This window comes from Streptomyces coerulescens, assembly GCF_042657965.1.
In the GTDB taxonomy this organism is placed as follows: Bacteria; Actinomycetota; Actinomycetes; order Streptomycetales; family Streptomycetaceae; genus Streptomyces; species Streptomyces coerulescens.
In genome coordinates this window covers 1,273,022-1,287,471 of sequence record NZ_JBHSKM010000002.1, presented here as the reverse complement: position 1 = coordinate 1,287,471, position 14,450 = coordinate 1,273,022, and the positions used below count along the sequence as shown (strand labels likewise).

The 14,450-nt window shown below is 71.2% G+C and carries 13 protein-coding genes; 11 read left to right on the top strand and 2 right to left on the bottom strand.

Annotated features, from left to right (window positions below; all coding sequences use genetic code 11):
• Positions 1–90: 90 nt before the first annotated feature.
• On the top strand, positions 91–1,371 hold the full coding sequence (locus tag ACFPQ9_RS07135; protein ID WP_380848249.1) for an acyl-CoA dehydrogenase family protein: 1,281 nt from the start codon (positions 91–93) through the stop codon (positions 1,369–1,371).
• On the top strand, positions 1,368–1,766 hold the full coding sequence (locus ACFPQ9_RS07130; RefSeq protein ID WP_380848246.1) for a RidA family protein: 399 nt from the start codon (positions 1,368–1,370) through the stop codon (positions 1,764–1,766). The genes ACFPQ9_RS07135 and ACFPQ9_RS07130 overlap by 4 nt, the downstream gene beginning before the upstream one ends.
• A 112-nt stretch (positions 1,767–1,878) precedes the next feature.
• Here ACFPQ9_RS07130 and ACFPQ9_RS07125 read toward each other — a convergent pair whose 3' ends face one another.
• The gene (locus tag ACFPQ9_RS07125) at positions 1,879–2,076 is read right to left on the bottom strand and encodes a DUF5999 family protein (protein ID WP_380848243.1); all 198 of its coding nucleotides are present in this window, start codon (positions 2,074–2,076) and stop codon (positions 1,879–1,881) included.
• Positions 2,077–2,313: 237 nt separating this feature from the next.
• Here ACFPQ9_RS07125 and ACFPQ9_RS07120 point away from each other — a divergent pair, with 237 nt between their 5' ends.
• The gene (locus ACFPQ9_RS07120) at positions 2,314–2,778 is read left to right on the top strand and encodes a DUF6299 family protein (RefSeq protein ID WP_380848240.1); all 465 of its coding nucleotides are present in this window, start codon (positions 2,314–2,316) and stop codon (positions 2,776–2,778) included.
• Positions 2,779–3,257: 479 nt separating this feature from the next.
• Complete coding sequence (locus ACFPQ9_RS07115; protein ID WP_380848237.1) at positions 3,258–5,537, top strand: ATP-binding SpoIIE family protein phosphatase; 2,280 nt, start codon at positions 3,258–3,260, stop codon at positions 5,535–5,537.
• Positions 5,538–5,565: 28 nt separating this feature from the next.
• On the opposite strand, the gene ACFPQ9_RS07110 is transcribed toward ACFPQ9_RS07115, so the two are convergent.
• Positions 5,566–6,615, bottom strand: a complete 1,050-nt coding sequence (locus ACFPQ9_RS07110; RefSeq protein WP_380848234.1) for an amidohydrolase family protein — start codon at positions 6,613–6,615, stop codon at positions 5,566–5,568.
• 180 nt (positions 6,616–6,795) lie between these two features.
• Between ACFPQ9_RS07110 and ACFPQ9_RS07105 the strand changes: the two genes are divergently transcribed.
• The 7 genes from ACFPQ9_RS07105 (at position 6,796) to ACFPQ9_RS07075 (ending at position 14,403) form a co-directional block, all read left to right on the top strand.
• Entirely contained in the window at positions 6,796–8,646 is a 1,851-nt protein-coding gene (locus ACFPQ9_RS07105; protein WP_380848231.1) for a bifunctional 3-(3-hydroxy-phenyl)propionate/3-hydroxycinnamic acid hydroxylase, read from the top strand.
• Entirely contained in the window at positions 8,643–9,521 is an 879-nt protein-coding gene (locus ACFPQ9_RS07100; RefSeq protein ID WP_380848228.1) for an alpha/beta fold hydrolase, read from the top strand. Before ACFPQ9_RS07105 ends, ACFPQ9_RS07100 begins: the two co-directional genes overlap by 4 nt.
• The gene (locus ACFPQ9_RS07095) at positions 9,518–10,519 is read left to right on the top strand and encodes a VOC family protein (RefSeq protein ID WP_380848225.1); all 1,002 of its coding nucleotides are present in this window, start codon (positions 9,518–9,520) and stop codon (positions 10,517–10,519) included. Before ACFPQ9_RS07100 ends, ACFPQ9_RS07095 begins: the two co-directional genes overlap by 4 nt.
• Before the next feature lie 255 nt (positions 10,520–10,774).
• Positions 10,775–11,365: an SMI1/KNR4 family protein gene (locus tag ACFPQ9_RS07090; protein ID WP_380848222.1), complete on the top strand. Its 591-nt coding sequence runs from the start codon at positions 10,775–10,777 to the stop codon at positions 11,363–11,365.
• Between the two features lie 543 nt (positions 11,366–11,908).
• Positions 11,909–13,114 (top strand): beta-1,3-glucanase family protein, encoded by a 1,206-nt coding sequence (locus ACFPQ9_RS07085; RefSeq protein WP_380848219.1) that lies wholly within the window; start codon positions 11,909–11,911, stop codon positions 13,112–13,114.
• 54 nt (positions 13,115–13,168) lie between these two features.
• Positions 13,169–13,585 carry a cysteine/serine endopeptidase inhibitor gene (locus tag ACFPQ9_RS07080; RefSeq protein ID WP_380848216.1) on the top strand — a complete coding sequence of 139 codons (417 nt, stop codon included), beginning with the start codon at positions 13,169–13,171 and terminating at the stop codon, positions 13,583–13,585.
• Between the two features lie 83 nt (positions 13,586–13,668).
• Entirely contained in the window at positions 13,669–14,403 is a 735-nt protein-coding gene (locus ACFPQ9_RS07075) for a chitinase (RefSeq protein ID WP_380848489.1), read from the top strand.
• Positions 14,404–14,450 lie beyond the last annotated feature (47 nt).

Sequence of the window (14,450 nt, the reverse complement as noted above, 5' to 3'; positions counted from 1 at the left end):
CGCGATATCGTCGAAGAGGCCCGTCGAGAAGGTCAACCGAGAAGGTCCGCCGAGTGGGTCCGTCGCGGACGGCTCCCAGGGAGGTCGGCAATGCCCGCATTCTCGCTCGATCCGTCACAGACCGCCTGGTGTGCCGAACTCCGCGACCTGGCCGCGGAACAACTGCGCCCGCTCGCGGACAAGGGCGAACCGGGGCACGTCAACCGTCCCCTGGTCGCCGAACTCGGTCGGCTGGGACTGCTGGAGCGGCTCTTCACCTCCGGAGCGTTCGACCTGTGCCTCATGCGTGAGTCCCTCGCCTACGCCTGTACGGAGGCCGAGACCGCGCTCGCCCTCCAGGGCCTGGGCGCGCATCCCGTCCACGCCCACGGCACCAAGGCCCAACGGGACCGATGGCTGCCCAGGGTGGCTGACGGAACCGCGGTGGCGGCCTTCGCGCTGAGCGAGCCGGGCGCGGGCTCGGACGCGGCGGCCCTGAGCCTGCGGGCAGACCCGGAGCCACATGCTGACGCGGGACAGGGCGACGCGCCCCCGAAGGGGCGCGGGGCGGTGTCGACAAGCGGCTCCGCCGCGGGGCGCGACAAGCCCCCACCGGCCGGCAGCCCGCAAACCTCCAGCCCCGGGCAGACGCTGCACGCCACCCCCGACGGCGGCAGCCGCTGGCGGCTCACCGGCGAGAAGTGCTGGATCTCCAACGCCCCCGAAGCCGACTTCTACACCGTCTTCGCCCGCACCACCCCGGGCGCGGGTGCGCGCGGCGTCACCGCCTTCCTGGTCCCCGCCGACCGCCCCGGCCTGACCGGCACCGGCCTCGACATGCTCTCCCCGCACCCCATCGGCAGCCTCGCCTTCGACGCCGTCCCCGTCACCGCGGACGACCTGCTCGGCGAGCCCGACCGGGGCTTCCGGGTCGCGATGGGCACTCTCAACCTCTTCCGGCCCAGCGTCGGCGCCTTCGCCGTCGGCATGGCTCAGGCCGCCCTGGAAGCGACCCTCGCCCACACGGCCGAACGGGACGCGTTCGGCGGCAAGTTGAGCGACCTCCAGACCGTCGCCCACCAGGTCGCCGAGATGGCCCTGCGCACGGAGGCGGCCCGCCTCATGGTGTACGCGGCGGCCACGGCGTACGACGAGAAGGCCCCCGACGTGCCGGGGCGCTCGGCGATGGCGAAGCTGCTCGCCACGGAGACCGCGCAGTACGTCGTCGACGCGGCGGTCCAGTTGCACGGGGCCCGTGCCCTGCGCCACGGCCATCTGCTCGAACACCTCTACCGCGAGGTGCGCGCCCCGCGCATCTACGAGGGCGCCAGCGAGGTGCAACGCGGCATCATCGCCAAGGAGTTGTACGCGACCACGGAGGCCGGCCAGTGAGCACCGAGCGCATCAACCCGCCCGATCTCTCCCCGCCCACCGGCTTCTCCCACGCGGTGCTCGCCACCGGCTCCCGCGTGGTCTTCCTCGCCGGGCAGACCGCGCTCGACTCCGACGGCAAGGTGGTCGGGGAGACACTGCCGGAGCAGTTCGAGCGGGCGCTCACCAATCTGCTGACCGCGCTGGCGGCGGCCGGCGGAACACCGGCCGACCTCGCCCGGGTCACCGTCTACGCCACCGACGTGGCGGCATATCGCGCGCATGTCGCCGAACTCGGCCGTGTGTGGGGCCGGTTGGCGGGCCGGACCTATCCGGCGATGGCGGTCGTCGAGGTCGTGCGCCTGTGGGACGAACAGGCGATGGTGGAACTCGACGGCTTCGCCGTACTGCCGTAGGGGCCGGCCGTGGTGCGGTTGGGCCTGGCCGTGGTGCCGTAGGGCCTGCCCGTGGTGCCGTCAGGCCCGGCCGTGTTGCCGTCCGGCCCGGCCCTATCGCCGCGTGTCGGGCTCACGCCGCCATAGCGAGGCGGTCGGCCGGCACCCGGTGCGGGGCGACCACGCTGCCGTCGGGCAGCAGTTCACCACTGTCGTCGAACACGATGGCGCCATTGCACAGCAGGCTCCAGCCCTGCTCTGGGTGTGCGGCCACCACATGGGTGCTGTGGTCGTCGGAGGAGGAAGGGCACGAAGGCTGGTGTGAACACATGGCGCACCTCCACATAGGGCGGACGAGCGGTGTGGGTCGTCCATATGGGTAGACCATGCCCGCCCTGCGAACTCATCGGAACGGCCCACTGTGAACCGTGACAACACGCGGACAACTCTCTGACCGATCCACGAAGGTCGGGGCGGACTCGCCACCGAAGGGGTGACGATCACGTCCCGGGGCGCACCCGCCGGGTACCAGTGGAAGCCCCCACTCCGCTCATCGGGAGGTCATCCCATGCCCCTGCGCCCCGCACTAGCCACCGCAGTCGGCGCCGCGCTGTTCCTGCTGGTCGCCGCGCCCTCGGCTCCCGCCGACACCGACAAGTCCACCGAGGCCGAGGAGACCGTCACCGAGTCCGTGACCATCGATGGCCCGGCCCGGATGGCCGCGGACGGCAACGTCACCGTCTCCGGCACCTACCGCTGTGTCGACAGCAAGGGACCGACGTTCGTGAGTTCCTCCATCGGTCAGCAGGCCACCGCCAACCGGTACGCCATCGGCGGCACCGTCGCCGAGTGCGACGGCAAGACGCACCGCTGGAAGAACAAGAGCAAGCCCGTCCCGTCCACCCTCGAACACGGCAAGGCGGAAGTCGAGGCCACCATCGTGGAACTGCGCCCCACGGAGGGCCTGGGCGGCCTGCCGCTGCCCCACTTCCACGCGCTGGCGAAGAAGAACCTCACCCTGTCGAAGGCCTGACGGCGTTCGACGCCGCCCGCCCCCGCGCCGCGCCCTTCCGACCGGAAGAGCGCGGCGCGTGCTCTGTGCGGGGTCAGAACGCGGCCGGCGCACGGACGACCAGGTCGGCGCGATGTCCGTGACCACGTCTTCCCGCACGCCGCCCATCCGGCAGCGCCCGGCCTCGACGAGGACGCAGCGGGTGTCGAGTCGGTGGCGGACGGCGAGGACGGCCGGGGCGGGAAGGATGGGCAAGGGCGGGAAGGATAGGCAGGGCGGTGGGGACGGCCAAGGCGGTGGGGACGGCCGAGGCGGCAGGGCAGGCCAAGGCGGTGGGGACGGCCGAGGCGGCAGGGCAGGCCGAGGCGGGGAGGGCGGCCAGGGCGACCGGCGACCAAGAAGGCCAGGGCGACCGGCGACCAAGAAGGCCAGGTGGGCCACGTCGGCCGCCACAGCCGTACGGTCTGAGGCATCCGCGAGAGCGGCGTAACGTCGTCTGTGTGGAGCCCACGGCCGCCGGTCTTTTCTCGCGCGCGGCGCACGAGCTCGCCTCGCGAACCGACGAGCTCACCGCCGACGTGGAACAACGCCTGCGGCGCGAGCTGCCCGCGCTGTGGGAGGACCCGGACGTGGCCCGGACGGCCGCCGAGAGCGTCGTCGAGCACGTAGCCGCCGCCCTGTTCGGGCTGGAGCACGCCATAGAGCCGGATCTGATCGAACTGCCGTCGACCGAGGTGGAGCGCGCGCGGGTCTTCGCCCGGCACGGTACGCCCCTCAGCGCGATGCTGCGCGCCCTCCGGCTGGCGGAGGAGATCGTCATCGACCGGCTGTTCGCGGAACTGCCCCGGCTCAGCCAGGACGCCGAGCAGGTCAGCGCGGCGGCGCGGCAGATCAACTTCGTATCGACGGCGTATGTGGACCGGGTGTCGGAGCGGAGCGTCCTGACCTTCCAGACGGAGCGGGACAAGCGGCTGCGGTGGCGGTCGGCGATGGTGAACGAGGCCAGCATGTGCATCGGCACCACCCTGGACATCGCCCGCACCACCCAGGAGCTGGCGGACTTCGCCACCAGGCAGTTCGCCGACCTGGTCACCGTGGATCTGCTCGACGCGGTGCTGCGCGGACAGGACGTGACGGGGGAGGGCCCGCTGATGCTGCGCCGGATGGCCCAGGGACCGGATGCGGACGGGGCCGGACTCGAGCCCTCGATCGAGCCGCGGCAGCTGCACGCCTGCGCGGAGGGATCACCGGGCGCGGACGCCCTGAGCAGTGGACGGCCCAGCCGGCAGCGGCACGGCGGGGCGCCCAGTGCCCCGCGAGCCCACTCGACCCTGGTCGTGCCGCTGCGCGCCCGGGGCACCACGCTGGGCGTCGCCGAGTTCCACCGTCACGGCACCGCCGCGCCGTACGACGACGAGGATCTGCTGCTCGCCCAGGAGATCGCCGTGCGGGCGGCGGTCGCCGTCGACAACGCCCGCCGCTACACCCACGCCCGCGCCACCGCGATCACCCTCCAGCGCAGCCTGCTGCCCCGGGAGGCGCCGCGGCAGTCGGCCGTGGACGTCGCCTACCGCTATCGGCCGGCCGGCTCCGAGTCCGGGGTGGGCGGCGACTGGTACGACGTCATCCCGCTGTCCGGTGCGCGGGTGGCCCTCGTGGTGGGCGACGTGGTCGGCCACGGCATCCGCGCCGCCGCCACCATGGGCCGGCTGCGGACAGCCGTACGCACCCTGGCCGACATCGATCTGCCGCCCGACGAACTGCTCACCCACCTCGACGACGTCGTCCTGCGCCTGGCCACCGAGGCGAGCACGGACCCGGACGCCGACCCCGAGGCGGATGTCGGCCGGGACGACGGCGCCACCTGCCTCTACGCCGTCTACGACCCCGTAGCGCGCCGCTGCACCCTGGCCCGCGCGGGGCACGTGCCGCCGGCCGTGGTGGTCCGCGACGGCACCGCGGACATCCTGGAACTGCCTCCGGGCCCGCCGCTCGGCCGGGGCGGCCTGCCGTTCGAGACGCTGGAGATCGACCTGCCCGAGGGCACCCTGATCGCCCTGTGCACCGACGGCCTGATCGAGGCCCGCGCCCCCGCGACGGCCTCCGGGGACGGCTCCCCTGTCTCCGCGACGGCCTCCGGGGACCGTTCCTCCGCCCCCGCCCCCGCCACGGCGACCGGGAACGGCTCATCCACCCCCGACACGCGCACCCCCGACACGCGCACCCCCGACATCGCCGCCGGCCTCGCGACGCTGCGGCGGATCCTCGCCCGGCCGGCCCCCTCCCTGGAGGCGACCTGCGACGCCGTGCTGGAGGCCCTGCTGCCCACCCGGCCGGACGACGACATCGCACTGCTACTCGCCCGCACCCGTGCCCTCGGCGACGACCAGGTCGCCACCTGGGAGTTGGAGGCGGATCCGGCGGTCGTCGCCCGGGCCCGGTCGGACGTGTCCCGGAAACTGACCGACTGGGACCTGGGGGAACTCGCCTTTGTCGCCGAGCTGGTGGTCAGCGAGCTGGTCACCAACGCCATCCGCTACGGCAGTTCACCGATCCGCCTGCGCCTCATCCACGACCGTTCCCTCCTCTGCGAGGTCTCGGACGCCGGCAGTACCACCCCGCATCTGCGCCGCGCCCGCGTCTTCGACGAGGGCGGACGCGGTCTGCTGCTGGTCGCCCAGCTCGCCGGGCAGTGGGGCACCCGCCACGCCCGGCGCGGCAAGACGGTCTGGGCCGAGCTGAAGGAGAACGCGGAGTTCCCGGCGTTGGCCTTCGAGTAGGGCGGGGCCGCGGCACAGCGCCGCGGTGTCACTTGGCGCCGGGCTGGACGAGCTTGAAGAACAGCCGGGCGCCGGCGCGCCGTGCGGACTGACGCAGCCGTACCGGGAGCGGGCAGGACGGGGCAGGCGCCGCGGCGCCCCGGGCCAGCCGGGGGAAGAGGGCCTCGGCGTTGGTGCGGTTGACGGCAGCGAGGGTGTCGGCGGCGACGCCGTCGTCCAGCCCGTTGGCGAAGTACTGGCCCGCCGCGGCCGGCGCGAAGGGCCAGTCGCTGCCGAACAGGACGTGCCCCGGCCGGGCGAAGGAGAGCAGCGTGGGCAGCGCGGCCGGACTGGAGGACAGCGCGGTGTCGAAGTAGAAGCCCTGGAAGTCCTCCAGGACGTCGCGGGGGCCGCGCCCGATGTCGGCGGCGATGGCGACGGCCATGCGGTGGGAGGCGTACGGCAGGAAGCCGCCGCCGTGGCTGAGGACGAACCGGATGTTCGGGTGGCGGCGCGGGACGCCGTTGCGGACCAGCAAGTACGCGGCGCGGGTGGTGTCGAGGAGGAAGTCCGCGGCGAACGGCGGGATGCCCTCGACGGCGGGCGCGGGCAGATCGGCCGGGTGGACGAGGACGACGGCACCGTGCTCGTCGAGGACCCGCCACAGGGCGTCCTGTCCCTCGGCGCCCAGATAGGGGCCCTGGTTGTTGGCGAGCAGGGTGACGCCGTCGGCGCCCAGTTCGGTGAGCGCCCGCTCGGCCTCCCGCGCCGACGCGGTGACGTCGGGCATGGGCAGCGTGGCGAACCAGCCGAAGCGGGAGGGGTGTTCGGTGCTCAGGGCGGCGCAGAAGTCGTTGAGCCGCTGGGCCAGATCGGCCGCCTCGCCCGGCTCGGTGAGAAATCCGGTGCCGGGGGTGGAGACCGACAGGATCGCCGTCTCGGTGCCCAGCAGGTCCATCTGCTCCAGTGCCGCCCCGGGACTCCACTCGGGCAGGGCGCGTCCGCCCGCCTCGACGATGCCGTACCTGGCGAGCGCCTCCCGGTAGAGGGGCGGGACGAGGTGCTGATGGACGTCGATCCGGCGGAGTGCGGTGGTCATGGTGCTGCCTCTCGGCGTGCTCGGGGGAGTGGGCCTGCGTATCGGCACTTGACCGGCCCTTACGCCGACCTTACCGTAGCGTCCATTCCAATTGGAGTGAACGCTACAGCAACGACGGGGCAGCCGCGAGCTGTGACGAGCTGTGGACAACCGCGACAGGGACGACAGTGAGGTGGCCTGATGAGTGGGATCAGCGCCGGGAACAGGGCCGGAGCCGGGGCCGACGACGGGAGCGGTGACGCCGTGTACGACGTGGCGGTGATCGGGTACGGCCCCACGGGCGTGACCGCCGCGAATCTGCTGGGCGCGGCGGGCCTGCGGGTCGTCGTCCTGGAGCGCGACGCCGAGATCTACTCCCGGGCCCGGGCGGTCTCCACCGACGAGGAGGTCCTGCGGATCTGGCAGCGCATCGGCCTGGCCGACCGTCTCGAGCAGGACATGCTCGCCGACCGGCCGCTCGACTTCGTCGACGCGCGCGGCCGCGCCTTCCTCAGCGCACACCCCGCTCCGCGCGGGCACGGCCACCCGCCGCAGATGTTCCTCCACCAGCCCGCGCTGGAAGAGGTTCTGCGCGACGGAGTCGACCGCTACCCCAACGTCGAGGTGCGGCTGCGACACGAGTGCCTGCGGCTGCGCCAGGACGCCGACGCGGTGGAACTGACCGTGGTGGGCACCGCGGACGACTCCGTACGACGACTGCGCGCCCGGTACGTCATCGCGGCCGACGGCGGCTCCAGCCTCACCCGCGCACAGCTCAACGTGGGCTACGAAGGACGGACGTACGAGGACCGATGGGTCGTCATCGACACCAGGATGATCGAGCCCTGGCCGGACCACGACCGGCTGCGCTTCCGCTGCGACCCGGCCCGCCCGGCGGTCGACTGCCCGACCCCGCTCGGGCACCACCGCTGGGAGTTCCCGATCCTGCCGGGCGACGACGAGACGTATCTGACGACCGACGACGCGATCTACTCGATGGTGTCGCGATACGGGATCGGCCGGGACCGGATCGAGATCCTGCGCGCCACCGTCTACAGCCATCACGTCCGCTTCGCCGCCCGTTTCCGGGTGGGCCGGGTCTTCCTCGCCGGTGACGCCGCCCATGCCATGCCGCCGTGGATCGGGCAGGGCATGGCCGCCGGCGTGCGCGACGTGGCGAACCTGTGCTGGAAGCTCGACGCCGTGCTGCGCGGAGAACTGCCCGAGTCGCTGCTCGACAGCTACGAGGCCGAACGCAAGCCGCACGTCAAGGAGGTCACCCGGCGGGCGGTGTTCGTCGGCCGGATCATCACCGAGCGGCGCCTCGCGGTCACCCGGGTCCGGGACACGGTGCTGCCGCTGCTGAACCGCGTACCGGGCCTCGGCGGCCGGCTCCAGGACTCCCACTGGATCCCCGTCGCCCATTACGCCGACGGCTTCCGCGCCCGCCGCTCCCGCATCGGGTCCCGTACGGCGGCCTCCCGCACCACGGCCCCCGGCCACCAGATCCCCCAGCCCTGGGTCATCGCCCCCGACGGCGCCCGGGTCCGCCTGGACGACGTGCTCGGCGGCCGCTGGCTGCTCCTGCACGGCGCACCGTCGACCCCGCAGCCCGCGTGGGAGCGCTACGGGGTCCCCGCCCTGACCGTCCTGCCGGCCGGCTCAACTCCCGCCGAGGGCGCGGTCGTCGACTGCGACGGCGTGCTGCGGGCCTGGCTGACCCGGCACCGCGCCGCCACCCTTGCCCTGCGCCCGGACGCCTACGTCTATGCGGCCGCCCCAGCCGACGCCCCGCTCCCACCGCCCCCGGCCGGATTCACCCCGACGCCCCCACGGGCGCCCACCGCGCCCACCGCGACTGACATGACCGGCTCGATCACCGCGACTGCCGCGACCGGCTCGACTGCCGCGACCGGGGCGACGGGATCGACCACCGCGACGGGATCGGCCGGACCGACCACCGTGACCGGATCGACCGGATCGACCGGATCGATCGGACCGACCATCGCGACCGCGACGACCCCCTGGACCACGCCCCAAGGAACGCCATGAGCACCCACACCCCACCCCCATTCCCGCCGATGCACGAGTCGCTGGTCGGCGTCCTCGGCAGGAGGATCTTCGTCGCGGAGACCGGCGACGGCCCACCCGTCCTGCTGCTGCACGGCGGCGGTCCAGGCGCTTCCGGCGTCTCCAACTACGCCCGCAACATCGCCGACCTGGCCAAGGAGTACCGGGTCATCGTCCCCGACCTGCCCGGCTACGGCCGCAGCACCAAGGGCGTGGACGGCGCCGACCCCTTCGGACACCTCGCCACCGGCATCCGCGGCCTGCTCGACGAACTCGGCCTGGACAAGGCACACCTGGTCGGCAACTCCTACGGCGGTGCCTGTGCCCTGCGCCTCGCCCTGGACACCCCCGACCGGGTCGACCATATGGTCCTGATGGGCCCCGGCGGCGTCGGCACCACCCGCGCGCTGCCGACGCCGGGCCTGACCAGCCTGCTCAACTACTACTCCGGGGACGGCCCTTCGCGGCTGAAGCTGGAGAAGTTCATCCGCACCTACCTCGTCTTCAACGCCGCCGACGTCCCCGACAGCGTGATCGACGCGCGCTACCGCGACAGCGTCGACCCGGAGGTGGTGGCGGCCCCGCCGCTGCGCCGCCCGTCCGGTCCGAACGCGCTGCGCACGCTGTGGCGGATGGACTTCACCCGCGACGCCCGCCTCGCCCGGCTGCCCGTGCCGACCCTGGTGCTGTGGGGCGCGGCCGACAAGGTCAACCGTCCGTCCGGCGGCCGGATGCTGGCCGACCGTATGCCCAACTGCGACCTGTACGAGGTCGCCAACACCGGGCACTGGGTGCAGTTCGAACGTGCCGAGCTGTTCAACCGGCTCTGCGCCGACTTCCTGGCGGGCCGCCGATGAACCAGAACGTCTTCGGCGCGGTCCACCTCGGCTACATCGTCATCGAGACCAACCGCTTCGCCGACTGGCGCCGCTTCGGAACCGACGCCATCGGCATGCACCACGACGACCTCGACACCGACCTGATGCGTTTCCGCCTCGACGACCAGGAGTGCCGCTTCCTGCTACGGCGCGGGCCGGCCGAGGACGTCGTGGCCACCGGCTGGCACCTCGACGACCACACCACCTTCGAGCAGATCGAGGCCCGGGTCCGTGCCCACGGCGTTCCCGTCGTGCACGGCTCTGCCGAGGAGGCGAGGATGCGCGGCGTCGAACGCCTGCTGCGCTTCCCCGGCCCCAAGGGCATCACCCAGGAGATCTACACCACCCCGGTCATCTCACCGCGGCCCCTGAAGATGCCGGCGTCCGGCTGGGTCACGGGCGACTCGGGCATGGGCCATGTCGCCCTCACCTCCACCCGGCCGGCCCTGATACGCGGCTACTTCAACACCGTCTTCGACGCCCGTCTCACCGACTGCATCGACGAGACGATCAGCGGCGTCAAACTCAAGATCCGCTTCCTGCGGGTCAACGAACGCCACCACTCCATCGCCGTCGCCGCCGTCCGCGGCCTGCCGATCGACCCGATCCGCACCCGCGTCCAGCACCTCAACATCCAGGCCGCGACCCTCGACGACGTCGCCCGCAGCTACCAGCGCGTCCATGAACTCGGCTTCGACATGGCCCTGTCCGTGGGTCAGCACACCAACGACAAGGAGCTGTCCTACTACGCCCGCACCCCGTCCGGCTTCGAGTGGGAGGTCGGCTGGAACCCGGTCGTCATCGACGAGTGCACCTGGGAACCCTCCACCCACCAGGGCATCAGTATCTGGGGTCACACCCCCGTGGGCCAGACCATCATCGACAAACTCGCCCAGTTCCGCCAGGCCACCCGCTCCCTGACCCGCCCCGAACAAACGGTCCCCGCCCTCAGCACCCCGGGCATCCCCGACGACTGACCCGCCCCGGGCCGCACAACACAACGGGCCCCGTCTGTGGACGGGGCCCGTGATCGAGCGCCGGGCAGGCCTTGCACCTGCATCTCCCCACAGGAAGTGGGGCGTCTTTCCTTGGACCACCAACGCAACACCAGCCAACCGAACTTCCGGCGACCGGCTCTGAAACAAGCTTAACCCACACGGCCCTGTGCCTCGCACGCCGTCAGGCTCGGCTGAGCACGTCGGATTGTCAGTGGCCGGTGATACGTGTACGGCATGGACGACGCGATCTCGGATGCGATGGCCCTGATGTGCGACGCCTTCCCGGCGGAGGTCCGCCACCGTCCCTTGGGCTGGGAGGCGCTTCGGGAGTGGGAGCACAGGCACAGCGTGGTGCTGCCCGAGCCGTATCGCACTTTCGTGGCCGAGATCGCGAACGGTACCCACGACGGCCCGCCGGACGAGGGTGGCCTGTTGCCCTTGGGGGAGAAGCCGGACAGCTGGGCCGTCTGGGAAGCGGACTGCTGGATGAGTCCGCTGCCGTTCGACGGCACACCGGCTCGCGCGCCTGGCCGGCCCTTCCCTCTCGAGGAGGAGTGGCAGTGGGAGTACGACTACGACGACCACACGCGCCGCTCGTCTCTGTTGCACCACACTTACCAACACGGCTCGGTGCTGCTGGGCAGCGACAAGCCCGGAGACTATTGGACGCTGGTGGTGACCGGGCCGCAGCGCGGTCGTGTGTGGTGGCTCCGAGACGGATGCGCCACACCGTATTCAGGCTCCCCGGCCCAACAGCCCAGGCCCGATTTCCGGCACTGGGTGAGGGACTGGCACGTCGGTCAGGGGTGGTGGCGGGCCGAGTAGCCCCACCGCACGCCGGCTCGGAGCAGTCGCGGGCTTCCGCCACCTGCTTTCCGCCCGCCAAACCTTGAGTCGGGGGGCTTGCGGAGCACGCCTAAGAGGTTGTCCAGACGGTGCTGTGACCTGCCGAGACCGGCCGGAGCAGGTCGTTGACCTGCGTGAATGCCCTTTCGGCTGTTTCAGGCTCGTACCGGCTGATGCAGCCGGAAGTCCCAGGAAAGTCCCAGTGAACTCCCACTGGCAGGAGCCACTGGATCGAATCGTCGCCATTCCCACACCGTTCTCGTTCATCGAGGCGACCCTGCGTTGAATCTCGGGCCACCCTTTTACGGTCAATTCCCCGGGCTGTGCCTGCCCGACGTTCCCACGAAAACGTCGGGCAGGCACAGCCCCTTTGACGTTCGCGGTCCTCGCAACAACTGTCCGTCCCGCAGCAATTTTTGATGACTGTCGCGCGTCAACGCTGGCTAGGTTTGACCGCGTTCACGCCAGAAGCGCTCGAGAAAAGAAACGGACATGTCCGTGGTAAAGAAAGGGATTTCCCGCATGGTGCCGCTTGATTCACCGGTGTTCTCCCGCCGCAGGGCCCTCACCTCGCTGGCCGGTGCCGCCGTGGCCGGCGCCGCGCTCGCCGCGGGTGCGCGTCCCGCCCTCGCCGCGGACGAGGACGGCCCGGCCCTGCCGGGGGAGCGCGCCGGCGGTCTGCCTCTGGTCATCCACAACAACAGCGGTGAGTTCGCCAACCGCAACGTCCACCTCTACATAGTCGGCAGCCGGGGCGACCGTCAGGTCCGGGTCACACCTCGCGGCACGGTCGAGCCGGTCAAGGTCTCCGACAACAAGGACAACGGCTTCACCGACTACGCCATCCCGCTCGACGCCCGCGGCACCACGCGGATCCGGCTGCCGCACATGTCCGGCCGGATCTACGTGTCCCTGGGCGGCAAGCTCAAGCTCAAGGCCGTCCAGGACGGGGCCGGGCGGCCCGCGCTCCAGCACCCGGCGGGCTGGGTGAAGAACGACCCCAACTTCCCCGTGCTGCACGACTTCGTGGAGTTCACGCACAACGAGTCCGGCATGTTCTGCAACACCACCATGGTCGACATGTTCAGTGTGCCGCTGATGATCCGGCTCTCCGGGAACCGGGACCAGACCACCGGCACGATGCGGCAGGGCGGCCGGGCCCGCATCTTCCGGGCCATGGAGAACACCCCCGGCTTCGGAAGGCTGGTCGTCGGCGAACGGCGGGTCATCGCGCCGAGTCACGGACTCGACGCGGGCCGGTTCGGCAAGCACTACTTCGACCCGTACATCGACAGGGTCTGGCAGACCTACCGGCAGCAGCCGCTCCATGTCCGTACCGTCGCAGGTGCGTTCACCGGCCGGGTCGACAACGGCAAGCTCACCTTCCACGGCCCGGCGACGGTCTCCTTCGCCAAGCCCTCCACCCGCGACGTGCTCTTCTGCGACGGCGCGCTCGCCGCCCCCAACGACGGGGTCACCGGTCCAGTCGCCGCGATCCTGGGCGCCGGCTTCAACCGCTCCACGCTGCTCAGCCATCCGAAGCAGCCCACCACCCGCGCGGCGACCTTCTACAAGCCGGAGATCACCAACCACTATGCGCGTGCCATCCACGCCCAGATGGGCAACGGCAAGGCGTACGGCTTCGCCTTCGACGACGTCGCCGAGTGGGCGTCGTACATCCAGGACACCCAGCCGCAGGCCATGCACCTGACGCTGACCCCGTTCTGACGGGCCGGTACGGCCGCTCTCCCCTTCCGATCCACTGACGAAAGGCGATCTGTCATGCCCGTTGTCCGTCGTACGCAGTCGGTCCTCGCCATCACCCTGGCGGCGGCCGTTCTCGGCGTAGCCCAGGCGTCGCCGGCGTCCGCCGTCCCGTTCGGCAAGGTCCGCCAGGGCAAGGCGACCTTCTACAACGATGCCGGTACCGGGGCCTGCGGCAAGCCTCTCGACGCCGCGACCCAGATGCTCGTGGCGGTCTCACCGAAGTGGTGGAAGGCCGACAACCCCAACCGCGACCCGCTCTGCCACGCCAAGGTCCGGTTGACCTTCCGCGGGAAGACCATCACCGTCCCGATCCGGGACAAGTGCATGGAATGCGGTCCCCATCACATCGACCTCAGCCAGCCGGCTTTCGCGAAGCTGGCCGACCCCTCCAAGGGCGTCATTCACAAGGTCAAGTGGAAGTTCGTCCGTTGACCAGCCCGTTCCTTCCGCTGACCCGTCGCTTCATTCCGTCGATCAAGAACCCATTAAATCGGGGAGTTTCCACCATGCCGAAGATGCGTACCGCTCATGCCCTTCTGACCGCCGTGCTGCTGGCGACGACCGGGGCCGGTCTCACCGCGGCGACCGCGTCCGCCGCGCCTGCCGAACTTGCCGCGCCCGCCGCGCAGGGTGACTTCGTCGTCAGCAAGGCGGAGTACAACAAGATGTTCCCGAACCACAAGCCCTTCTACAACTACGAAGCCCTGGTCAAGGCGATGAAGAAGTACCCGGCCTTCGCGGACAAGGGCAACGCCAAGACCAAGAAGCGTGAGGCGGCCGCCTTCCTCGCCAACGTCCACCACGAGACCGGCGGCGGGCGCTACATCGTCGAGCAGAACCAGGCCAACTGGCCGTCGTACTGCGACACCACGCAGCCGTACGGCTGCCCGGCGGGGCAGTCCGCGTACCACGGTCGCGGGCCGATCCAGCTCAGCTGGAACTTCAACTACAAGGCCGCCGGAGACGCGCTCGGCATCGACCTGCTCCACAAGCCGGGGCTGGTGCAGAAGAACCCCGTCGTGGCATGGAAGACGGGACTGTGGTTCTGGATGACCCAGTCCGGCGCGGGCACCATGACCCCGCACAGCGCCATGGTCAAGAGCAAGGGCTTCGGACAGACGATCCGCAGCATCAACGGCGCCATCGAGTGCAACGGCGGCAACCCGGCCCAGGTGCAGAGCCGGGTGAACACGTACAAGAAGTTCACCAAGATCCTCGACGTCAAGCCGGGCAAGAACCTCAGTTGCTGACCCGCTGAGCCGGTGCCGGACGCCCCGTGAAATCCCCGGGCGTCCGG